We start from the raw sequence: 19,722 nt of genomic DNA, 5'->3' as shown, positions 1-19,722 counted from the left end.
TCAGCGAATCCGTGATGCAGTTCCTTCTGGCGTTGATCGTCGCCGGCCCGCTCCTCGGCGCCGCCGCCGCTCTCCTCCCGGCCCCGCCCGGACTGAAGGGGACGTCACCCGACCAGGCCGTGCTCCGCCACGGCGTCACCGTCACCGGCGTCATCCTGCTCGCCGCGATCGTCCTCGCCCTCGGCTTCGACCACGACCACCCGTCGACGATGCAGGCCACGACGGACATCAGCTGGATCAGCGCACTCGACGTGCGCATCCACCTCGGTGTCGACGGCATCTCCCTCCCCCTCCTGGTCCTGACCGCGCTGCTGACCTTCCTCTGCGCGCTGTACAGCTACTTCAAGATGCCCGCGGGCCCGTCCCCGAAGGCCTTCGTCGCCCTGCTGCTCGTCCTGGAGTCCGGCACCCTCGCCACCTTCGCCGTCCTCGACCTCGTCCTGTTCTTCCTGGCCTTCGAGATGGTCCTCATCCCGATGTACTTCCTCATCGCCCGCTGGGGCGGCGAGGGCAGGCAGGCGGCCGCCTGGAAGTTCATCCTCTACACGCTGCTCGGCTCCGTCGTCATGCTGCTCGGCCTGCTCCTCATCGGCGTGAAGGCGGGCACGTTCGACATGGTGGCACTGGCCACGGACAACGGCCGTGGACTGACCACATCCGTGCAGGTCATCGCCGTTCTCGCGATCGGTCTCGGGCTCGCCGTGAAGACCCCGATGTGGCCGCTGCACAGCTGGCTCCCGGACGCCCACACCGCCGCCCCGACCGTCGGCTCCGTCCTCCTCGCCGGCGTCCTGCTGAAGATGGGCACGTACGGATTCGTCCGGATCGTCCTGCCGATCACCCCCGACGGCATGCGGATCTTCGCCCCGTACCTCGCGGCCTTCGCCGTCGCCGGGATCATCTACGGATCGCTCGCCTGCCTCGCCCTCGCGAAGCCCGGCAACAAGGGCGACCTCAAGCGCCTCATCGCGTACTCCTCCGTCGGCCACATGGGCTTCGTCCTCCTCGGCATCGCCACCATGACCCCCACCGGGGTCAACGGCGCCCTCTTCGCCAACATCGCCCACGGCCTCGTCACCGGCCTGCTGTTCTTCCTGGTCGGCGCGGTCAAGGACCGGTACGGCACCGCCGACCTCGACACCCTCGCCGGCGCCACCGGCGCCGCCCTCTACGGCCGCGCCCCCCGCCTCGGCGCCCTCCTCGCCTTCGCCTCCGTCGCCTCCCTCGGACTGCCCGGCCTCGCCGGCTTCTGGGGCGAGATGCTCGCCCTGTTCGGCGCCTTCGAGCCCGCCGAGGGCCTCAGCCGCCCCGCCTTCCTCACCTTCATGGCGATCGGCGCCTTCGGCACCCTCCTCACCGCCGCCTACCTCCTCGTCGTCGTCCGCCGCGTCTGCATGGGCGGCCCGCGACCCGCGGGGGAGACGGCGATCGCCGACGTCCAGGGGTACGAGTTCGCCGCCTGGACCCCGCTCGTCGCCCTCACCGTCCTCGCCGGACTCTGGCCCGCCGTCCTCCTCGGCCTCACCGACCCGGCCGTCCAGCAGCTCCTCGCCGGAGGCACCCAGTGACGTCGTTCGCCAGCGAGTCGCTCGTCCAGTCCGTCGACTGGCTGACGATCGCGCCCCCCACCCTCACGGCCGTGGTCGCCCTGGTCGTCCTCGTCGCCGACCTGTTCGTCCCGCAGGAGCGCAAGCAGCTCCTCGGCTGGACCGCGATCGGCGGCCTCCTCGCCTCCCTCGCCCTCCTCCTGCCGCTGCGGCCCGGCGACCGCGCCACCTTCTGCCTGACCGCCAAGGCCCAGGCCGAGGGCCACGCGGCCGCGTGCAGCTACACCGCGGACCAGTTCACCCTGGTCATCCAGCTGCTGGTCCTCGCCGGCGCGCTGGTCACCGCGTTCCTCTCCCTGGACGAGACCCGCGAGAGGCTCCCGGCCGGCGAGTACTGGTTCCTGCTGCTGTCCTCGGCCGCCGGCGCCGCCCTGCTGCCCGCCTCCCGCGACCTCGCCACCCTCGTCGTCGCCCTCGAAGTGGCCTCGCTGCCCGCCTTCGCGCTCGTCGGCCTCAGGCGCGGCGACCGCATGTCCGGCGAGGCCGCGCTCAAGTTCTTCCTCTCCTCCGTCACCGCGACCGCCGTCACCCTGCTCGGCGTCAGCTTCGTGTACGCGGCGACCGGCACCCTCCACCTCGCGGAGATCGCCCAGCGCCTCGACGACGTCCCCGGACAGCTCCAGACGCTCGCCGAGGCCGGTGTCGCCCTCACCCTGGTCGGCTTCGCCTTCAAGACGGCCGCCGTGCCCTTCCACTTCTGGGTGCCCGACACCTACGTCGGCGCCCCGCTGCCCGTCGCCGCCTACCTCTCCGTCGTCGGCAAGGCCGTCGGCTTCACCGGCCTGATCCTGGTGACGGTCGTCGGCTTCCCGTCGTACGCGGACGTGTGGGGCCCGGCGCTCGCCGCCCTCGCCGCGCTCACCATGACCGTCGGCAACGTCGCCGCCCTCCGCCAGGTCTCCACGCGCGCGTGGAGCGCGGTCCGCCTCCTCGCCTGGTCCTCCGTCGCGCAGGCCGGCTACCTCCTGGTGCCGATCGCCGCCGCCGCGTACTCCAGCGACGACCAGATCGGCGCCACCGTCGCGTACGCCCTCATGTACGCCGTCGTGAACCTCGGCGCCTTCGCGATCGTCGTGCTCGTCGCACGTACGCACCCCGAGGCACGGATCTCCGACTTCCGCGGTCTGTACGCCACGAGCCCCGCCGCCGCCCTCGCGCTCGGGTTCTTCCTCCTGAATCTGGCCGGTTTGCCCCCGGGTATCATCGGCCTCTTCGCCAAGGTGACCGTTTTCTCGGCGGCCGTCGACGCGGGCCTCGGGTGGCTCGCCGTGATCATGGGTGTCAACGTCGTGATCGCGCTGTACTACTACCTGCGCTGGACGGCCCTGCTCTTCCGCGCGCCGGAGGGCGCGCCGGAGGGCGCCCCCGTCCGGCACAGGGCCCCCGCGCCGGTCACCCTGGCGATCGTGCTGACCGCCGCCGCCGGAGTCGTCCTGTCGGGTTACCCGCAGTTCGCCCTCCGCTTCGCGACGGGCAGCCTCTTCTGATCCCCCCACAGAGAGAACCGAGGAGCAACACCCCGTGCTGAACGGATTCAAGGACTTCATACTTCGCGGGAACGTCATCTCGATGGCCATCGGTCTGGCCGTCGGCTCCGCGTTCACGGCCGTCGTCACCGGCTTCAGCAAGGCGTTCATCACCCCGCTCATCGGTCTGGCCACCGGCTCCGTCGGCGACTTCAGCGAGGCCAAGTTCACGATCGGCAAGACCGACTTCCCCTACGGTCTCGCGATCGCCGCCGCCATAGCGTTCGTCATCACCGCCGCCGTCCTCTACTTCGTCATCGTCGTCCCGATGACGAAGATCCAGGAGAAGTTCGCCAAGGAGGAGGCGAAGGACCCCAAGTCGGAGAAGCGCGACTGTCCCCGCTGCTTCACCGAGATCCCGGCCATCGCCTCCCGCTGCGCCCACTGCACCAGCGAGGTCGAGCCCACGGCCGTCACCGCCGCCGGCCTGGAGAAGGTCCCCGCCGCCCGCTAGAGACCGGCCGTTCACCCGTACGGCCCACACGGCACCCCGTGCGAGCCGGGGAACCCGAACCTCCCGCCTGGCGTTGACCAGTACGGGAGGGTCCACTGGAACGAGGAAGAGGGTTCCCCTGCCGCACCACTTGGAGGGCGTACCGTGCACCGCCGGCACAACGGGCTGAGGACCGCCGTCCTCCTCGGAGGGCTCTCGGCCCTCATCATCGTCATCGGCAGCTTCTTCGGGCGTACGGGGCTGATCGTCGCGCTCGTCGTGGCGCTCGGCACCAACGCGTACGCGTACTGGAACAGCGACAAGCTGGCGCTGCGGGCCATGCGTGCCCGCCCGGTGAGCGAGTTCGAGGCCCCGGCGCTCTACAAGATGGTGCGCGAGCTCTCCACGCAGGCGCGGCAGCCCATGCCCCGGCTCTACATCTCGCCGACGCAGGCGCCCAACGCCTTCGCGACCGGCCGCAACCCGCGCAACGCCGCCGTCTGCTGCACCGAGGGCATCCTCGCGATCCTCGACGAGCGCGAGCTGCGCGGGGTCATCGGCCACGAGCTGAGCCACGTCTACAACCGGGACATCCTCATCTCCTCGGTCGCCGGAGCGCTCGCCTCCGTGATCATGTTCCTGGTCAACTTCGCCTGGCTGATCCCGGTCGGCCGCTCCGACGACGACGACGGCCCCGGGATCCTCGGCTACCTGCTGATCCTCATCCTCGGCCCGATCGCCGCCTCGGTCATCCAGCTGGCCATCTCCCGCTCCCGGGAGTACGAGGCCGACGCCTCCGGCGCCCAGCTCACCGGGGACCCGCTCGCCCTGGCCGGCGCCCTGCGGAAGCTGGAGGCCGGCACCAAGCAGCTGCCGCTGCCGCCCGAGCCGAGGATCGAGACCGCGAGCCACATGATGATCGCGAACCCCTTCCGGCCCGGACAGGGCCTCTCCAAGATGTTCTCCACCCATCCGCCGATGGCCGAGCGCATCGCCCGGCTCGAACAGATGGCAGGTCGACGCCCGTGAAGACGATCCTCAACGTCATTTGGCTGGTCCTGTGCGGATTCTGGATGTTCCTGGGCTACATGCTCGCGGGCGTCCTGCTCTGCATCACGATCATCGGCATCCCCTTCGGACTCGCCGCGTTCCGCATCGGCATCTACGCGCTCTGGCCCTTCGGCCACACGGTCGTCGACCGCCGCGACGCGGGCGCGCCGTCCTGCATCGGCAACGTGCTGTGGCTGATCCTCGCGGGCTGGTGGCTCGCGCTCGGCCACATCACGACCGGGATCGCCCTCTGCATCACGATCATCGGCATCCCGCTGGGCCTCGCGAACTTCAAGATGATCCCGGTGTCGCTGCTGCCCCTGGGCAAGGAGATCGTCCCGACGAGCCAGGCGTACCAGGCCTACGGCGTCCGCTGACGCGTTCCTGGCCTCAGGCCCGTGGCGGTACGGCCCGGCCCCGGCTTATCGCCCAGGCGACCACACCGGCCGCCATCACTCCCGAGCCCGCCAGGACCGAGCCGAGGGGGAGGGCGAAGGCCAGGGCCGCGCAGCCGGTGAGGCCGAGGGCGGCGAGGGGGCGGTTGCGGCCGCCGAGGGTCCAGGCGGAGGCGTTCGCGATGCCGTAGTAGACGAGCACGCCGAAGGACGAGAAGCCGATCGCGCCGCGCACGTCCACGGTCGCCGCCACCACGGCCACGACCGCGCCCACGGCGAGCTCCGCCCGGTGCGGCACCTGGAAGCGGGGGTGGACGGCCGCGAGGGCCGTCGGCAGGTACGCGTCCCGGGCCATCGCCAGGGTCGTACGGGACACGCCGAGGATCAGCGAGAGGAGCGAGCCGAGCGCCGCGACGGCCGCGCCCACCGCGACCAGCGGCACCAGCCAGTCGGCGTCCGCCGCGCGGGCCGCGTCGGCGAGCGGCGCGGGGGAGTCGGCGAGGGCCGCCGGGCCGAGGACGGTGAGCACGCTCACCGCGACGAGCGCGTAGACGGCGAGCGCGAGGCCGAGCGCGAGCGGCACCGCCCGGGGGATGGTGCGGGCCGGATCGCGGACCTCCTCGCCGAGCGTGGCGATCCGCGCGTACCCCGCGAATGCGAAGAAGAGCAAACCCGCGGCCTGGAGCACGCCGCCCGTGGTGAGCTCCGTGCCGGCGGTCGAGACCCCGCTCCCGCCCGCCCCGAAGGAGACCGCGACGACACAGGCGAGCACGGCCAGGACCGCCGCCACGATCACCCGCGTGAGCAGCGCCGACTTCTGAACTCCCCCGTAGTTGACGGCCGTCAGGGCCACCACGGCGGCGACCGCCACCGCGTGCGCCTGCTCCGGCCACACGTACGCCCCGACCGTCAGCGCCATCGCCGCGCAGGAGGCCGTCTTGCCCGCGACGAACGCCCAGCCGGCCAGGTATCCCCAGAAGGAGCCGAGGCGTTCGCGACCGTACACATAGGTGCCGCCGGAGGCCGGATAGAGGGCGGCGAGCCGCGCCGAGGCCATGGCGTTGCAGTACGCGACGACGGCGGCGAGCCCGAGTGCCCAGAGCAGCCCCGCCCCGGATCCGGCCGCGTCCGCGGCGGGCCCGAGCGCGACGAAGATCCCCGCCCCGATCATCGAGGCGAGGCCGATCACGACCGCGTCGAAGAGGCCCAGGGAGCGGCGGAGTTCCGGTGTCATGCTCCGCACATTAGACGCTGAGGCCGGTCTCCCTGAGGGTGATGTTCAGGCGCCCGGCCAGGCCGAGCGCGGGTTCGGCCGTCCCCGGGAACACCTTGGGAACCCCGTGGTGAACCCACCGCGAAGCCCCGCCGAAGACGAAGAGGTCGCCGGAGACGAGGTCGACGTCCTGATACGGCCGGCCGCGGTTCTCCTCGTTCCCGAAGCGGAACACGCACCGGTCCCCGAGGCTCAGCGACACCACCGGCGCACCGGAGCGCTCCTCCCGGTCCTGGTGCATGCCCATGCGCGCCCCGGGCGCGTAGAAGTTCACGAGCGCGGTGTCGGGCGTGAAACCCCCGTGGTCCCCGTACGCTTCGACGAGCGCCTCCCGGCCGAGCGCGACGAGCCGGTCCGGCAGCTCGATCCCGAAGGAGTCCAGGTAGCGGTACGGCACCCACTGCCGGCCCAGGGCCAGCGAGCGCACCGACATCACACCGCCGCCGGGCAGCACCGTCTGCCGGTACGGGAAGGGGCCGCGCCCCCACTCCCGGCAGGCGTCCACCAGCTCCCGCTGGCGCGCGAACGGCAGCCACGCGGGCACGTGCACCGCCCCGGGCGCCACCGTGACCCGCTCGCGGGGGAAGAGCCCTTCACTCATGTGAGGGCCTCTTCGAGGGCTCCTCCGAGGGCCCCTTCGAGTCCGAGGAGCCGCTCTTTGCGCTCAAGACCGGCGGCGTACCCGCGCAGGTTCCCGTCGGCCCCGATCACCCGGTGGCAGGGCCGCACCACCAGCAGCGGATTGCGCCCGATCGCGGTGCCCACGGCCCGTACCCCGGCGCCGGCCGAACCGACGCGCCGGGCGATCTCCCCGTACGAGACGGTCGTCCCGTACGGGATCTCCTCAAGGGCCCGCCAGACACGCCGCTGGAACTCCGTCCCGGCGTCGCCCGCGAGCGGCAGGTCGAACCGGTCGCGGCGTCCGGCGAAGTACTCGCCCAGCTGCCGGGCGGCCTCGGCGAACGCCTCCGGGGCACACGTCCAGCCGTCCTCGACCTCGACGGCGCCCTTCTGCCCCGGCAGGGACAGCGAGCGCAGCACGGCCCGGCCCCCTTCGGCGAGCTCTCCGACGAGGAGCATCTCGCCCAGGGGGCCGTCGACGTACGCGTACACGGTCATGACTGGTTCCTCTCCCCGCACGGGTCTTCCCGAGACCCAGTGTGCGGGGACCGCCGAGCCCCGGGCCGGCGGTATTCGGACACGACCCTCACGACCTCACGACAGGGTCAGCGGTAGTTCACGAACTGGATCGCGAAGTCGAAGTCCTTGCCCTTGAGTAGCGCCTGCACGGCCTGCAGGTCGTCCCGGCTCTTCGAGCTGACCCGCAGCTCGTCGCCCTGGACCTGGGCCTTGACGCCCTTGGGGCCCTCGTCGCGGATGGCCTTCGCAACCTTCTTGGCGTTCTCCTGGGAGATGCCCTCCTGGACGGAGGCGAAGAGCTTGTACTCCTTGCCGGACAGCTGCGGCTCGCCCTCGACGTCCAGCGACTTGAGCGAGATCCCGCGCTTGATCAGCTTGGACTGGAAGATGTCGAGGATCGCCATGACGCGCTCCTCGCCGTTCGCCTGCATCAGGATCTTCTCGCCCGACCAGGAGATCGAGGCGTTGGTTCCCTTGAAGTCGTAGCGCTGGGAGATCTCCTTCACGGCCTGGTTGAGGGCGTTGTCGACCTCCTGCCGCTCGACCTTGGACACGATGTCGAAACTGGAGTCGGCCATGACTCGTGGCTCCTTGCTCGGATGCTGTGGGGTACCCCCAAAGCCTAGGGGGTGAGCCGTGGACCGAACCGCTGATCGGCCGTCGATCAATCCGGTGGCGAAGCACCCCCCGGGATCAGGTATTGTTTACGTCGTTGCCGGGGAACACCGCAGAAAAGCGGTGAACCAAGGCAGCGAACCCATGGCGATGTGCCCGAGTGGCCAATGGGAGCGGACTGTAAATCCGTCGGCTTAGCCTACCCAGGTTCGAATCCTGGCGTCGCCACGTGAAGAAGGTCCCCGGTGCTTGCACCGGGGACCTTCACTCGTTTTCGGGGGCGGTCGGAGCGGTCAATTGCCGGCCACGTCCTTCACCGCGACCGAGAGCGGGACCGAGCCGGCGATCAGTTCCAGGGTGAGGCCCGCGGTCGCCGGGGTGTCGAGGAGTTCGGCGAGGACCGCGGCCACGTCGTCCCGGGGGACCGGGCCAGGGCCCGTACGGGCCTCCAGGCGGACCATGCCCCTGCCCGCGTCGTCCGTCAGGGAGCCGGGGCGCAGGATCGTCCACTCCAGGGCCGTACGGGCGCGGATGTCGTCGTCGGCCGCGCCCTTCGCGCGGAGGTAGGCGTCGAAGATGTCGTTGCCCGGGTGGGAGGCGTCCGCGCCCATCGATGAGACGACGAGGTAGCGGCGCACGCCCGCGCGTTCCGCCGCGTCGGCGAAGAGCACCGCCGCAGCGCGGTCCACCGTGTCCTTGCGGGCCGCGCCGCTGCCGGGGCCCGCGCCCGCCGCGAAGACGGCCGCGTCGGCGCCCTGCAGCACCGCGGCGACCATCTCGACCGACGCCGTCTCCAGGTCGAGGACGACGGGCTCGGCGCCCGCCTCCCGCAGGTCGTCGTCCTGTTCCGGGTTGCGGATGATCCCCGCGACCTCGTGCCCCGCCGCCGAGAGCAGCCTCTCCAGACGCAGGGCGATCTGTCCGTGTCCTCCAGCGATGACGATGCGCATACTCACGACCGTACGTCGGGTCCGGCCGGAGGGCTTCCCGGCTCGGGCGGCCGTTCCGGGCGCGCCTGACGCGGCAGGTCCAGGGCCGCCGCCGAGTCGCAGTACTCCCGCACCGCGCTCGTCCGCGCCACCACCCGCCCCCGGTGCACCACGATCCGGCTGTACGCGAGGGACAGCACGCCCGCCAGGCGCTCGCCGCGCACCGCGAGCAGCTCCGCCGGGAAACCGGCCTCCACCCGCACCTCCGGGAGGCCCATGACGGCCCGCGCCTCCGCGCTCACCGCCCCGTACGCCTCCTGGGGCGCGAGGCCCCCGAGCGAGGCCAGCAGGTACGCCGCCTCCAGCGGGTCCCCGCGCCCCACCGGGTTGGCCACGTCCCGCAGCGCCCCGCTGCCCGCCGCGACCCGCACGCCGGCCGCCCGCAGCAGCCGCACCGGCGCCGCCCCGCGCAGCTCCGTACCCCCGCAGCCGCCCTGCGGCAGGCACACCACCGTCACCCCGGCCGCCGCCAGCCGGTCCGCCGCCCGGTGCGCCGCGTCGGAGGGGAGCCGGGAGAGCCCCCCGCACGGCCCGATCGTCACTCCCGGCCGCAGCCCGCCCGCCATCGCCGCGAAGCGGGCCAGGCGCGCCGGATCGTCCCCGTCGGTGTGCAGGTCGACCGGGACGCCGTTCTCGGCCCCGACCTCCAGGACCGCCTCCACGTATCCGGCCGGGTCCGGGTCGAGGTCCGGGCAGCCGCCGACCACGCCGGCGCCCATCTTCACCGCGTCCCGCAGCATCGCGAGCCCGTCCGCGCCCGCGACGCCGGTGAGCAGCCGGGGCACGGCGACGGCCGTCAGATCGGCGAGGCCGCGCAGCGAGCGCCGGGCCTGGAGTACGGCCTCCAGCGGGCCGAGCCCCTGGATGTCGCCGATGCGCACGTGCGCGCGGAGCGCCGTCGCGCCGTGGCCGAGCTGGAGCAGGGCCGCCTCGGTGGCCCGCCGCTGCACCTCCTCGGGGGCGTACGAGACGGGCCCCGGGGTGTCGGCGGAGAGCGCGGTGTCGGCGTGGGCGTGGGGTTCGGCGGCGGCGGGCAGCAGCAGATAGCCGGTGAGGTCGACCCGAGCGCCCGTGGCGGTGAGGCTGCCCGCGGTGCCGACGGCCTCGATGCGGCCGCCGCCGAGCCGTACGTCCACGGTCCGTCCGTCGGTGAGCCGTGCGTGGGAGAGCAGGAGCGAGGTCGAGTCGGCGGTGGTGGCGGCCCCGTCCTCGGGTGGCTGGGGCTGCTTGCTGTCGGCTGACATCGGGCTCCTCAAGGCTCCTCAAGGTCAAGATCACGAAGCGTGAGGCCGAGCCTAGGGGCGCTCGGAGCGACCTTCGGGGAGGAGCGCAATAGTCGTACCGATGAGGCCACGAGTGGCGTACGGGACGCCTGGTGAGGGCCGTCGCGAGGGTGTGGGGAAACGGATTTGGGTGATGGGCCGCAGACCGTGTAATGTCTTCCTCGCTCGCCCCAATAGCTCAGTCGGTAGAGCGTCTCCATGGTAAGGAGAAGGTCTACGGTTCGATTCCGTATTGGGGCTCTGGTGAGAGGGATCCCGCCTTCGGGTGGGATCCGGATCATCAAAGCGGTGTAGCTCAGTCGGTAGAGCAAGCGGCTCATAATCGCTGTGTCACCGGTTCAAGTCCGGTCACCGCTACAGACAGTAGCCGATTGTGGGGTCGGTCCTACGATCGGCTACTCTTCTATGCGTTCATCCGTCCATCCGTCCGTCAAGGAGCACTCACGTGGCTGCCACCGACGTCCGCCCGAAGATCACGCTGGCCTGCGTGGAGTGCAAGGAGCGGAACTACATCACCAAGAAGAACCGGCGTAACAACCCGGACCGTCTTGAGATGAAGAAGCACTGCCCCCGCTGCAACTCGCACACCGCGCACCGCGAGACGCGTTAATCAGGCTCGTACACGAGGCCGTCCCCACTCGGGGGCGGCCTCGTGTCGTTTGTCGGCTCCCCCCGACGACATCGGCAACAAATCCAGCAGGAGGTATCGAGTCCATGGCGCTCGACCAGTCCTTCGTGGGCCGGACCTATCCGCCCACCGCGCCCTATGAGGTCGGCCGCGAGAAGATCCGCGAGTTCGCCGAGGCGATCGGTGACGCCAATCCCGCGTACACCGACACCGAGGCGGCCAAGGCGCTCGGACATTCCGATGTGATCGCTCCGCCCACTTTCGTGTTCGCCATCACATTCAAGGCGGCCGGCGCCGTCATCGAGGACCCGCAGCTGGGCCTCGACTACAGCCGCGTCGTCCACGGCGACCAGAAGTTCGCCTACACCCGGCCCGTACGCGCCGGGGACCGGCTCTCGGTCACCTCCACCATCGAGGCGATCAAGTCCCTCGCCGGCAACGACATCCTCGACATCCGCGGCGAGGTCCACGACGCCTCCGGCGAGCACGTCGTCACCGCCTGGACCAAGCTCGTCTCCCGCGCACCCGAGGGGGCCTGACCATGACCGCGAAGATCGCCTACGACGAGGTCGAGGCCGGCACCGAGCTGCCCGCGCAGACCTTCCCCGTGACCCGCGCCACGCTCGTGCAGTACGCCGGCGCCTCCGGGGACTTCAACCCGATCCACTGGAACGAGAAGTTCGCGGTCGAGGTCGGCCTCCCGGACGTCATCGCCCACGGCATGTTCACCATGGCCGAGGCGATCCGCGTCGTCACCGACTGGGCCGGCGACCCCGCCGCCGTCGTCGAGTACGGCGTCCGCTTCACCAAGCCGGTCGTCGTCCCCAACGACGAGACCGGCGCCCTCATCGAGGTCTCCGCCAAGGTCGCCGCGAAGCTGGACGACAAGCAGGTGCGGGTCGACATCACGGCCATGAGCGCCGGGCAGAAGGTCCTGGGCATGTCCCGGGCCGTCGTCCGCCTCGCCTGAAGCCGCTGACGGGCCCCGCTCTCCGCCGCGGCGGAAGGCGGGGCCCGTACCCTTGAGCCCGTGCAGCAGATCGCAGACGCCCCCCTCGCGCCCCTGACCACCTTCCGGCTCGGCGGACCCGCCACCCGGCTCGTCACCGCCGTCACCGACGACGAGGTGGTCGCGGCCGTCCGCGAGGCCGACGCCGCCGGGACCCCGCTGCTGATCATCGGCGGTGGATCCAACCTGGTCATCGGGGACAAGGGCTTCGACGGCACGGCGCTGCGCATCGCCACCACCGGCTTCCACCTGGACGGCACGCGCCTGGAGCTCGCCGCCGGCGAGGTCTGGACGGACGCCGTCGCGCGGACCGTCGAGGCCGGGCTCGCCGGGATCGAGTGCCTCGCCGGCATCCCCGGCTCGGCCGGCGCGACCCCCATCCAGAACGTCGGCGCCTACGGGCAGGACGTCTCCGCCACCATCACCGAGGTCGTCGCCTACGACCGGCGCGCCGAGGAGACCGTCACCCTCACGAACGCCGAGTGCGCCTTCTCGTACCGGCACAGCCTCTTCAAGGACCAGCCCGACCGGTACGTCGTGCTGCGGGTCCGCTTCGAGCTGGAGGACGCCGACGGGCTCTCCTCGCCCGTCAAGTACGCCGAGACCGCCCGCGCCCTGGGTGTCGAGGCAGGGGACCGGGTGCCCCTCGCCACCGCCCGCGAGACCGTCCTCCAGCTCCGCGCGAGCAAGGGCATGGTGCTGGACCCCGCGGACCACGACACCTGGTCCGCCGGCTCCTTCTTCACTAACCCGATCCTCACGAACGACGAGTTCGTGAGCTTCCGGGCCCGTGTGGCGGAGCGGCTCGGCCCGGACGTCACCCCGCCGGCCTTCCCGGCGGGCGACGACGGCGCCGTGAAGACCTCGGCGGCCTGGTTGATCGACAAGGCCGGCTTCACCAAGGGGTACGGCTCCGGGCCCGCCCGGATCTCCACCAAGCACACGCTCGCCCTGACCAACCGCGGCGAGGCGACCACCGAGGACCTCCTCGCCCTCGCCCGCGAGGTCGTCGCCGGGGTACGGGACGCCTTCGGGATCACCCTCGTCAACGAGCCGGTGACCGTGGGAGTCCAGCTCTAGTACGCGACGCCTCCGGTACGCGACACCGACTAGTAGGCGACGCCGACGCCCTGCTTGACCGTCGCGGGGTCGTCGATCATCGCCAGCATCGCGTGCGCCACGTCCGCGCGGGCCAGGGAGCGGCCCCGGGACGGGGTGCCGCCGACGACCCGGCGGTACTGCCCGGTGCCCGGCTGGTTCGTCAGCTTGGGCGGGCGGACGGAGGTCCAGTCGGCGCCGCTCGCGACGAGGTCGGACTCCATGACCCGCAGGTCGGCGTAGACGTCCTTCAGGACGTTGTTGATGATCGCCAGGACCGCCTTGTCGACGAAGGCCTGGCCGTCCGGGACCGGGCCCAGCGGGGCCGCGCTGACCACCAGGAGCCGGCGCGTCTTCTCGGCCTCCATCGCCGTGAGCACCGAGCGGGTCAGCCGGGCCGCCACGCCCGCGTCCGCCCGGGTGCGGGCGCCGAGGCCCGAGAGCACCGCGTCCCGGCCCGCGACGGCCCCGCGCAGGGCCTCGGGGTCGGCCAGGTCGGCCCGCTGGACCGTCAGGCGCGTGCCGGTCACGGTGAGCCGTGCCGGGTCCCGTACCACCGCCGTCACCTCGTGGCCCGAGGCCAGCGCCTGCCGGACGATCTCCCGGCCGATGCCGCCGGTCGCACCGAAGACTGTGAGCTTCATGTCGCACCCTCCCGGGGTGGGTAAGTGTTCACTCACCCCCAGGGTGAGTGGATACTCACCTAGACGTCAAGCGTGGCTGGAGGATGCATGGAACAGAGGCCGACCCGGACCCGGATCGTCGACGCCGCCCGTGACCTCATGCGGACGGCGGGGCTCGCCCGCACCACCACCAAGGAGATCGCCAAGGCGGCCGGCTGCTCGGAAGCCGCGCTGTACAAGTACTTCAGCAGCAAGGAAGAGCTCTTCCTGACCGTCCTGAACGAGCGCCTGCCCCAGCTCGGCGGGCTCCTCGGCACGCTCGCCGCCGACCCCGGCGGCCGCACCGTCGAGGAGAACCTCACCGAGGTCGCCCGGCAGGCCGCGCTCTTCTACGAGCAGACCTTCCCGGTCGTCGCCTCCCTCTACGCCGAACCGCAGCTCAAACGGCGCCACGAGGAGGCCATGCGCACCTACGGCAGCGGCCCCCACAAGCCGATCGAGGGCCTCGCCGCCTATCTCCGCGCCGAGCAGACGCACGGCCGCATCAGCCCCGACGCCGACCCGGTGGCCGCCGCCTCCCTGCTCCTCGGGGCCTGTGTGCAGCGCTCCTTCGCCTGGGAGATGAGCCCGGACCGCAGGCCCCCGGACTCCCTCGACGACTTCGCCCGCACGCTCGCCCGCACCCTGCTCCGGGGGATCGGCTAGGCGATCCAGTCGTCGATCCCCGCCAGGAGCTTCGCCTTGACGTCCTCCGGCGCCGCCGAGCCCCGCACGGACTGGCGGGCCAGCTCCGTCAGCTCCGCGTCCGTGAACCCGTGGTGCTTGCGCGCGATCTCGTACTGCGCCGCGAGCCGCGAGCCGAAGAGCAGCGGGTCGTCGGCGCCGAGCGCCATCGGGACGCCCGCCTCGAAGAGGGTCCGCAGCGGGACGTCCTCGTGCTTCTCGTACACCCCGAGAGCCACGTTCGACGCCGGGCAGACCTCGCAGGTCACGCCCCTCTCGGCGAGCTTCCGCAGCAGCCGCGGGTCCTCCGCCGAGCGCACCCCGTGGCCGACCCGCGCCGCCCGCAGATCGTCCAGGCAGTCCCGTACGGACGAGGGGCCCGTCAACTCGCCGCCGTGCGGGGCCGCCAGGAGGCCGCCCTCACGCGCGATCGCGAAGGCCCGGTCGAAGTCCCGGGCCATGCCCCGCCGCTCGTCGTTGGAGAGCCCGAAACCGACCACGCCCCGGTCCGCGAACCGCACCGCGAGCCGGGCCAGGGTCCGCGCCTCCAGCGGGTGCTTCATCCGGTTCGCCGCGACCAGCACCCGCATCCCGAGCCCGGTCTCCCGCGAGGCCGCGTCGACCGCGTCCAGGATGATCTCCAGGGCCGGGATCAGACCGCCGAGATGCGGGGCGTACGAGGTGGGGTCGACCTGGATCTCCAGCCACCCCGAGCCGTCCCTGACGTCCTCCTGGGCCGCCTCCCGGACGAGCCGCTGGATGTCCTCCGGCGCGCGCAGGCAGGAGCGGGCGATGTCGTACAGCCGCTGGAAACGGAACCAGCCGCGCTCGTCGGTCGCCCGCAGCTTGGGAGGCGTACCGCTGCTCAGCGCCTCCGGGAGATGCACGCCGTACTTGTCGGCCAGCTCGATGAGCGTCGTGGGCCGCATCGAACCGGTGAAGTGCAGGTGCAGATGGGCCTTGGGCAGCAGGGTGATGTCGCGGTATACGTGCTCCATTGGCCGATACTGCCGCACCCGAATGGACGAATGAAGTCCATTTCCCCGATCGGGACCTTGCTAGAACGCAAAAACGGGCCCCCGGTTCCGGAGAACCGGGGGCCCGCACCTCAAGAGGATCAGTCGCGCGCCTCGGCGAGCAGCTTCTGGATCCGGGACACGCCCTCCACCAGGTCCTCGTCGCCGAGCGCGTACGACAGCCGCAGGTAGCCCGGGGTGCCGAAGGCCTCGCCCGGGACGACCGCGACCTCGACCTCGTCCAGGATCAGGGCCGCGAGCTCGACCGAGGTCTGCGGGCGCTTGCCGCGGATCTCCTTGCCGAGCAGCCCCTTCACCGACGGGTACACGTAGAACGCGCCCTCCGGCGTCGGGCAGACGACACCCTCGATCTCGTTGAGCATCCGCACGATCGTCTGGCGGCGGCGGTCGAAGGCGCGCCCCATCTCCTCGACCGCGTCCAGGTTGCCGGAGACGGCGGCGAGCGCGGCGACCTGCGCCACGTTGCTCACGTTGGAGGTGGCGTGCGACTGCAGGTTGGTCGCGGCCTTCACGACGTCCTTCGGGCCGATGATCCAGCCCACGCGCCAGCCCGTCATCGCGTACGTCTTCGCCACGCCGTTGACGACGATGCACTTGTCGCGCAGCTCCGGCAGGACGGCCGGGAGCGAGACGGCGGAGGCGTCGCCGTAGACCAGGTGCTCGTAGATCTCGTCCGTGAGGACCCACAGGCCGTGCTCGACGGCCCAGCGGCCGATCGCCTCGGTCTCGGCCTCGCTGTAGACGGCGCCGGTCGGGTTCGAGGGGGAGACGAAGAGGACGACCTTGGTCTTCTCCGTGCGCGCCGCCTCCAGCTGCTCCACCGAGACCCGGTAACCGGTGGTCTCGTCGGCGACGACGTCCACCGGGACACCGCCCGCGAGGCGGATCGACTCGGGGTACGTCGTCCAGTACGGCGCCGGGACGATGACCTCGTCGCCCGGGTCGAGGATCGCGGCGAAGGCCTCGTAGATCGCCTGCTTGCCGCCGTTGGTCACCAGGACCTGGGAGGCGTCGATCTCGTAACCGGAGTCGCGCAGCGTCTTGGCGGCGATCGCGGCCTTCAGCTCGGGCAGACCACCGGCCGGCGTGTAGCGGTGGTACTTCGGGTTCTTGCAGGCCTCGACGGCCGCGTCGACGATGTAGTCGGGGGTCGGGAAGTCGGGCTCACCCGCGCCGAAACCGATCACCGGGCGCCCGGCGGCCTTGAGGGCCTTGGCCTTGGCGTCGACGGCGAGGGTGGCGGACTCGGAGATCGCACCGATCCGGGCGGAGACCCGACGCTCGGTGGGAGGGGTAGCAGCGCTCATACGGGCCATCGTCCCAGACCTCGCAGAGGCCCGGCACACAGGTTTCACGGACCGGACAGGACCGGTCATTACCGGTCGTACGCGCGTCCGACGGCAGGTCGGCGCGCTTTCTGTTCGACGTAGGGGCCCAAGACCACGTATGCTCACTCCTCGTTGGCCCGCACCGACCACATCTCACGATGCGGTACGTTTGGGGGGCACCGACAAAGGGTCGTAGCTCAATTGGTAGAGCACCGGTCTCCAAAACCGGCGGTTGGGGGTTCAAGTCCCTCCGGCCCTGCTACACACACCGCCAGGTGTTGTGCGCATGTACGTACTTCATTGCACCGCCGTGCGGCTCCACCCGGGCGCGGCACGGCCGACCCGGAATCAGGTGAGAGATCGTGACGGACGCCGTAGGCTCCATCGACATGCCTGATGCCGACGACGACACCGCAGAGTCGAAGAAGAAGTCCCGCAAGGGCGGGAAGCGTGGAAAGAAGGGCCCCCTGGGCCGTCTCGCGCTCTTCTACCGCCAGATCATCGCCGAGCTCCGCAAGGTCGTCTGGCCCACGCGCAGCCAGCTGACGACGTACACCACCGTGGTGATTGTCTTCGTCGTCATCATGATCGGCCTTGTCACCGTGATTGACTATGGCTTCCAGGAAGCAGTCAAGTACATCTTCGGCTGACTTTTTGTTCCACCCCATCTGTATCGCAGGAAGAAGCAGCCACCGTGTCTGACGCGAACCTGAACGACGCCTTCGAGTCCGAGTCCGTCGAGGACGAGCTGGACATCGTCGAGGCCGCCGACGAGGACGTCGAGGACGTCGAGGTCGACGCTGCAGAGGACGCTGCGGACGAGGACGTCGAGATCGACGAGGCCGAAGAGGTCGAGGAGTCCGACGAGGACGAGACCGAGGCCGAGGCCGAAGAGGTCGAGGCCGCCGAGGAGGAGGCCGAGCCGGCCGCCCCGGTCGACCCGGTCGCCGCGCTCCGCGAGGAGCTCCGCACCCTCCCCGGCGAGTGGTACGTCATCCACACCTACGCGGGCTACGAGAAGCGCGTGAAGGCCAACCTCGAGCAGCGTGCCGTCTCGCTCAACGTCGAGGACTTCATCTACCAGGCCGAGGTCCCCGAGGAAGAGATCGTCCAGATCAAGGGCGGCGAGCGGAAGAACGTCAAGCAGAACAAGCTTCCCGGCTACGTTCTCGTCCGCATGGATCTGACGAACGAGTCCTGGGGCGTCGTCCGCAACACCCCCGGTGTCACCGGCTTCGTGGGCAACGCCTACGACCCGTACCCGCTGACCCTGGACGAGATCGTCAAGATGCTCGCCCCGGAGGCCGAGGAGAAGGCCGCCCGCGAGGCCGCCGAGGCCGAGGGCAAGCCGGCTCCGGCCCGCAAGCTGGAGGTCCAGGTCCTGGACTTCGAGGTCGGCGACTCGGTCACCGTCACGGACGGCCCGTTCGCGACCCTCCAGGCCACGATCAACGAGATCAACCCGGACTCGAAGAAGGTCAAGGGCCTCGTCGAGATCTTCGGTCGCGAGACCCCGGTCGAGCTCAGCTTCGACCAGATCCAGAAGAACTGATCTCACCGTCTTCCGACCAGGTCAGAGTGGCTCTCGCAGCCGCTCTGACCTGCTCGGTTTTTAGCCGCACGTCTATACCCGTTATCGTTGTGCGGTATGCCTGCATCCGGATGACCGGAAGGCGGGCTGAACACTCTCACTAGGACCCGGAGAGAGCAATGCCTCCCAAGAAGAAGAAGGTCACGGGGCTTATCAAGCTCCAGATCAACGCCGGTGCGGCCAACCCGGCCCCGCCGGTCGGCCCCGCGCTCGGTCAGCACGGCGTCAACATCATGGAGTTCTGCAAGGCCTACAACGCCGCGACCGAGTCGCAGCGTGGCATGGTCGTGCCGGTGGAGATCACGGTCTACGAAGACCGCACCTTCACCTTCATCACCAAGACTCCGCCGGCCGCCAAGCTGATCCTCAAGGCCGCGGGTGTGGAGAAGGGCTCCGGCGAGCCGCACAAGACCAAGGTCGCCAAGCTCACGGCCGCCCAGGTCCGCGAGATCGCCACGGTCAAGCTCCCCGACCTCAACGCCAACGACCTGGACGCCGCGTCCAAGATCATCGCTGGCACCGCCCGCTCCATGGGCATCACGGTCGAGGGCTGATCACCCCCCGTTTGACCTAGTGGTAGGGCCGGCGCGGCCCGCACCACGACTCCATACCTGAACCAACAGGAGAAGCAGTGAAGCGCAGCAAGGCTCTCCGCTCCGCGGACGCCAAGGTCGACCGCGAGCGGAACTACGCCCCCCTCGAGGCCGTCCGTCTCGCCAAGGACACCGCCACCACGAAGTTCGACGGCACCGTCGAGGTCGCCTTCCGCCTGGGCGTCGACCCGCGCAAGGCCGACCAGATGGTCCGTGGCACCGTGAACCTTCCGCACGGCACCGGTAAGACCGCCCGGGTCCTGGTCTTCGCGACCGGTGACCGTGCCGAGGCCGCGATCGCCGCGGGCGCCGACATCGTCGGCTCCGACGAGCTCATCGACGAGATCTCCAAGGGCAACCGCCTGAACGAGTTCGACGCCGTTGTGGCCACCCCGGACCTCATGGGCAAGGTCGGCCGCCTCGGCCGCGTCCTCGGCCCGCGTGGTCTCATGCCGAACCCCAAGGTCGGCACCGTCACCCCCGATGTCGCGAAGGCTGTCAACGACATCAAGGGCGGCAAGATCGAGTTCCGCGTCGACAAGCACTCGAACCTGCACTTCATCATCGGCAAGGTCTCCTTCGACGAGACGAAGCTGGTCGAGAACTACGCCGCGGCTCTGGAGGAGATCCTCCGTCTGAAGCCGTCCGCCGCCAAGGGCCGCTACATCAAGAAGGCGACCCTGACGACGACCATGGGCCCCGGCATCCCGCTGGACTCCAACCGCACCCGTAACCTCCTCGTCGAGGAGGACCCGGCCGCGGTCTGAGCCCCACAGGCTCA

The 19,722-nt window shown here is 70.7% G+C and carries 23 protein-coding genes and 4 tRNA genes; 18 read left to right on the top strand and 9 right to left on the bottom strand.

Translation table 11 applies throughout. The features are described 5' to 3' along the window. Positions 1-14: 14 nt before the first annotated feature. The 5 genes from AC07AW_RS05400 (at position 15) to AC07AW_RS05380 (ending at position 4,993) form a co-directional block, all read left to right on the top strand. Positions 15-1,568, top strand: coding sequence for a complex I subunit 4 family protein (locus AC07AW_RS05400; protein ID WP_478814394.1), 1,554 nt, complete (start codon positions 15-17; stop codon positions 1,566-1,568). After that, positions 1,565-3,094: an NADH-quinone oxidoreductase subunit N gene (locus tag AC07AW_RS05395; RefSeq protein WP_478814126.1), complete on the top strand. Its 1,530-nt coding sequence runs from the start codon at positions 1,565-1,567 to the stop codon at positions 3,092-3,094. Before AC07AW_RS05400 ends, AC07AW_RS05395 begins: the two co-directional genes overlap by 4 nt. A 34-nt stretch (positions 3,095-3,128) precedes the next feature. After that, positions 3,129-3,587 carry a large conductance mechanosensitive channel protein MscL gene (gene mscL, locus AC07AW_RS05390; protein ID WP_478814125.1) on the top strand — a complete coding sequence of 153 codons (459 nt, stop codon included), beginning with the start codon at positions 3,129-3,131 and terminating at the stop codon, positions 3,585-3,587. Between the two features lie 144 nt (positions 3,588-3,731). Next, complete coding sequence (htpX, locus tag AC07AW_RS05385; RefSeq protein WP_478814124.1) at positions 3,732-4,595, top strand: zinc metalloprotease HtpX; 864 nt, start codon at positions 3,732-3,734, stop codon at positions 4,593-4,595. Beyond that, positions 4,592-4,993: a YccF domain-containing protein gene (locus tag AC07AW_RS05380; protein WP_478814123.1), complete on the top strand. Its 402-nt coding sequence runs from the start codon at positions 4,592-4,594 to the stop codon at positions 4,991-4,993. Before htpX ends, AC07AW_RS05380 begins: the two co-directional genes overlap by 4 nt. 13 nt (positions 4,994-5,006) lie before the next feature. On the opposite strand, the gene AC07AW_RS05375 is transcribed toward AC07AW_RS05380, so the two are convergent. The 4 genes from AC07AW_RS05375 to AC07AW_RS05360 all read right to left on the bottom strand — a co-directional run bounded on the left by AC07AW_RS05375 (position 5,007) and on the right by AC07AW_RS05360 (position 8,002). After that, positions 5,007-6,245, bottom strand: coding sequence for an APC family permease (locus AC07AW_RS05375; protein WP_478814122.1), 1,239 nt, complete (start codon positions 6,243-6,245; stop codon positions 5,007-5,009). 10 nt (positions 6,246-6,255) lie between these two features. Next, the gene (locus AC07AW_RS05370; protein WP_478814121.1) at positions 6,256-6,885 is read right to left on the bottom strand and encodes an alpha-ketoglutarate-dependent dioxygenase AlkB family protein; all 630 of its coding nucleotides are present in this window, start codon (positions 6,883-6,885) and stop codon (positions 6,256-6,258) included. Then, on the bottom strand, positions 6,882-7,403 hold the full coding sequence (locus tag AC07AW_RS05365; protein WP_478814120.1) for a methylated-DNA--[protein]-cysteine S-methyltransferase: 522 nt from the start codon (positions 7,401-7,403) through the stop codon (positions 6,882-6,884). The genes AC07AW_RS05370 and AC07AW_RS05365 overlap by 4 nt, the downstream gene beginning before the upstream one ends. A gap of 107 nt (positions 7,404-7,510) precedes the next feature. Continuing rightward, positions 7,511-8,002: a YajQ family cyclic di-GMP-binding protein gene (locus AC07AW_RS05360; protein WP_030687924.1), complete on the bottom strand. Its 492-nt coding sequence runs from the start codon at positions 8,000-8,002 to the stop codon at positions 7,511-7,513. Positions 8,003-8,185: 183 nt separating this feature from the next. Between AC07AW_RS05360 and AC07AW_RS05355 the strand changes: the two genes are divergently transcribed. Beyond that, a tRNA-Tyr gene (locus tag AC07AW_RS05355) sits at positions 8,186-8,267 on the top strand. Positions 8,268-8,332: 65 nt separating this feature from the next. Here the strand turns inward: AC07AW_RS05355 and AC07AW_RS05350 are convergent. Then, the gene (locus AC07AW_RS05350) at positions 8,333-8,989 is read right to left on the bottom strand and encodes an NAD(P)H-binding protein (RefSeq protein ID WP_478814119.1); all 657 of its coding nucleotides are present in this window, start codon (positions 8,987-8,989) and stop codon (positions 8,333-8,335) included. Positions 8,990-8,991: 2 nt separating this feature from the next. After that, a complete protein-coding gene (locus tag AC07AW_RS05345) occupies positions 8,992-10,272 on the bottom strand; it encodes an amidohydrolase family protein (RefSeq protein ID WP_478814118.1) in 1,281 nt (426 codons plus the stop codon). A 206-nt stretch (positions 10,273-10,478) separates the two neighbouring features. Between AC07AW_RS05345 and AC07AW_RS05340 the strand changes: the two genes are divergently transcribed. The 6 genes from AC07AW_RS05340 (at position 10,479) to AC07AW_RS05315 (ending at position 13,028) form a co-directional block, all read left to right on the top strand. Then, a tRNA-Thr gene (locus AC07AW_RS05340) sits at positions 10,479-10,551 on the top strand. Positions 10,552-10,595: 44 nt separating this feature from the next. Then, positions 10,596-10,668, top strand: a tRNA-Met gene (locus tag AC07AW_RS05335). Positions 10,669-10,756: 88 nt separating this feature from the next. After that, on the top strand, positions 10,757-10,921 hold the full coding sequence (rpmG, locus tag AC07AW_RS05330) for a 50S ribosomal protein L33 (protein ID WP_003956487.1): 165 nt from the start codon (positions 10,757-10,759) through the stop codon (positions 10,919-10,921). Between the two features lie 104 nt (positions 10,922-11,025). Beyond that, entirely contained in the window at positions 11,026-11,478 is a 453-nt protein-coding gene (locus tag AC07AW_RS05325) for a MaoC family dehydratase N-terminal domain-containing protein (protein WP_030687915.1), read from the top strand. Between the two features lie 2 nt (positions 11,479-11,480). Next, on the top strand, positions 11,481-11,909 hold the full coding sequence (locus tag AC07AW_RS05320) for a MaoC family dehydratase (protein ID WP_478814117.1): 429 nt from the start codon (positions 11,481-11,483) through the stop codon (positions 11,907-11,909). A gap of 60 nt (positions 11,910-11,969) precedes the next feature. Beyond that, positions 11,970-13,028: a UDP-N-acetylmuramate dehydrogenase gene (locus tag AC07AW_RS05315; protein WP_478814116.1), complete on the top strand. Its 1,059-nt coding sequence runs from the start codon at positions 11,970-11,972 to the stop codon at positions 13,026-13,028. A gap of 29 nt (positions 13,029-13,057) precedes the next feature. Here AC07AW_RS05315 and AC07AW_RS05310 read toward each other — a convergent pair whose 3' ends face one another. Further along, positions 13,058-13,690: an NAD(P)-dependent oxidoreductase gene (locus AC07AW_RS05310; protein ID WP_478814115.1), complete on the bottom strand. Its 633-nt coding sequence runs from the start codon at positions 13,688-13,690 to the stop codon at positions 13,058-13,060. Positions 13,691-13,777: 87 nt separating this feature from the next. Here AC07AW_RS05310 and AC07AW_RS05305 point away from each other — a divergent pair, with 87 nt between their 5' ends. Then, a complete protein-coding gene (locus AC07AW_RS05305; protein WP_478814114.1) occupies positions 13,778-14,374 on the top strand; it encodes a TetR/AcrR family transcriptional regulator in 597 nt (198 codons plus the stop codon). Here AC07AW_RS05305 and AC07AW_RS05300 read toward each other — a convergent pair. Both AC07AW_RS05300 and AC07AW_RS05295 read right to left on the bottom strand, forming a co-directional pair. Then, positions 14,371-15,390: an adenosine deaminase gene (locus AC07AW_RS05300; protein WP_478814113.1), complete on the bottom strand. Its 1,020-nt coding sequence runs from the start codon at positions 15,388-15,390 to the stop codon at positions 14,371-14,373. The genes AC07AW_RS05305 and AC07AW_RS05300 overlap by 4 nt on opposite strands. A 119-nt stretch (positions 15,391-15,509) precedes the next feature. Beyond that, entirely contained in the window at positions 15,510-16,736 is a 1,227-nt protein-coding gene (locus AC07AW_RS05295) for a pyridoxal phosphate-dependent aminotransferase (RefSeq protein WP_478814112.1), read from the bottom strand. A 207-nt stretch (positions 16,737-16,943) separates the two neighbouring features. Here AC07AW_RS05295 and AC07AW_RS05290 point away from each other — a divergent pair. The 5 genes from AC07AW_RS05290 (at position 16,944) to rplA (ending at position 19,708) form a co-directional block, all read left to right on the top strand. Continuing rightward, a tRNA-Trp gene (locus AC07AW_RS05290) sits at positions 16,944-17,016 on the top strand. A gap of 103 nt (positions 17,017-17,119) precedes the next feature. Further along, positions 17,120-17,407 (top strand): preprotein translocase subunit SecE, encoded by a 288-nt coding sequence (secE, locus tag AC07AW_RS05285; protein WP_478814111.1) that lies wholly within the window; start codon positions 17,120-17,122, stop codon positions 17,405-17,407. 44 nt (positions 17,408-17,451) lie between these two features. Next, a complete protein-coding gene (nusG, locus tag AC07AW_RS05280; RefSeq protein ID WP_478814110.1) occupies positions 17,452-18,309 on the top strand; it encodes a transcription termination/antitermination protein NusG in 858 nt (285 codons plus the stop codon). Positions 18,310-18,467: 158 nt separating this feature from the next. After that, positions 18,468-18,902: a 50S ribosomal protein L11 gene (gene rplK, locus AC07AW_RS05275; RefSeq protein WP_030687894.1), complete on the top strand. Its 435-nt coding sequence runs from the start codon at positions 18,468-18,470 to the stop codon at positions 18,900-18,902. Positions 18,903-18,979: 77 nt separating this feature from the next. Continuing rightward, the gene (rplA, locus tag AC07AW_RS05270; protein ID WP_125657863.1) at positions 18,980-19,708 is read left to right on the top strand and encodes a 50S ribosomal protein L1; all 729 of its coding nucleotides are present in this window, start codon (positions 18,980-18,982) and stop codon (positions 19,706-19,708) included. Positions 19,709-19,722 lie beyond the last annotated feature (14 nt).

The sequence above is a fragment of the Streptomyces sp. NPDC044003 genome, assembly GCF_056435185.1.
The sequence above is the reverse complement of the archived record's forward strand: the minus strand, read 5'-3'. Positions and strand labels throughout refer to the sequence as shown.

Bases quoted from the DNA above. Each gene is read 5' to 3' on its own strand.
- AC07AW_RS05375 (WP_478814122.1), bottom strand. From the start codon at position 6,245: ATGACACCGGAACTCCGCCGCTCCCTGGGCCTCTTCGACGCGGTCGTG.
- rplK (WP_030687894.1), top strand. From the start codon at position 18,468: ATGCCTCCCAAGAAGAAGAAGGTCACGGGGCTTATCAAGCTCCAGATC.
- AC07AW_RS05325 (WP_030687915.1), top strand. From the start codon at position 11,026: ATGGCGCTCGACCAGTCCTTCGTGGGCCGGACCTATCCGCCCACCGCG.
- AC07AW_RS05370 (WP_478814121.1), bottom strand. From the start codon at position 6,885: ATGAGTGAAGGGCTCTTCCCCCGCGAGCGGGTCACGGTGGCGCCCGGG.
- AC07AW_RS05400 (WP_478814394.1), top strand. From the start codon at position 15: ATGCAGTTCCTTCTGGCGTTGATCGTCGCCGGCCCGCTCCTCGGCGCC.
- AC07AW_RS05345 (WP_478814118.1), bottom strand. From the start codon at position 10,272: ATGTCAGCCGACAGCAAGCAGCCCCAGCCACCCGAGGACGGGGCCGCC.
- AC07AW_RS05360 (WP_030687924.1), bottom strand. From the start codon at position 8,002: ATGGCCGACTCCAGTTTCGACATCGTGTCCAAGGTCGAGCGGCAGGAG.
- AC07AW_RS05310 (WP_478814115.1), bottom strand. From the start codon at position 13,690: ATGAAGCTCACAGTCTTCGGTGCGACCGGCGGCATCGGCCGGGAGATC.
- AC07AW_RS05365 (WP_478814120.1), bottom strand. From the start codon at position 7,403: ATGACCGTGTACGCGTACGTCGACGGCCCCCTGGGCGAGATGCTCCTC.
- AC07AW_RS05300 (WP_478814113.1), bottom strand. From the start codon at position 15,390: ATGGAGCACGTATACCGCGACATCACCCTGCTGCCCAAGGCCCATCTG.
- AC07AW_RS05305 (WP_478814114.1), top strand. From the start codon at position 13,778: ATGGAACAGAGGCCGACCCGGACCCGGATCGTCGACGCCGCCCGTGAC.
- AC07AW_RS05350 (WP_478814119.1), bottom strand. From the start codon at position 8,989: ATGCGCATCGTCATCGCTGGAGGACACGGACAGATCGCCCTGCGTCTG.
- AC07AW_RS05320 (WP_478814117.1), top strand. From the start codon at position 11,481: ATGACCGCGAAGATCGCCTACGACGAGGTCGAGGCCGGCACCGAGCTG.
- AC07AW_RS05295 (WP_478814112.1), bottom strand. From the start codon at position 16,736: ATGAGCGCTGCTACCCCTCCCACCGAGCGTCGGGTCTCCGCCCGGATC.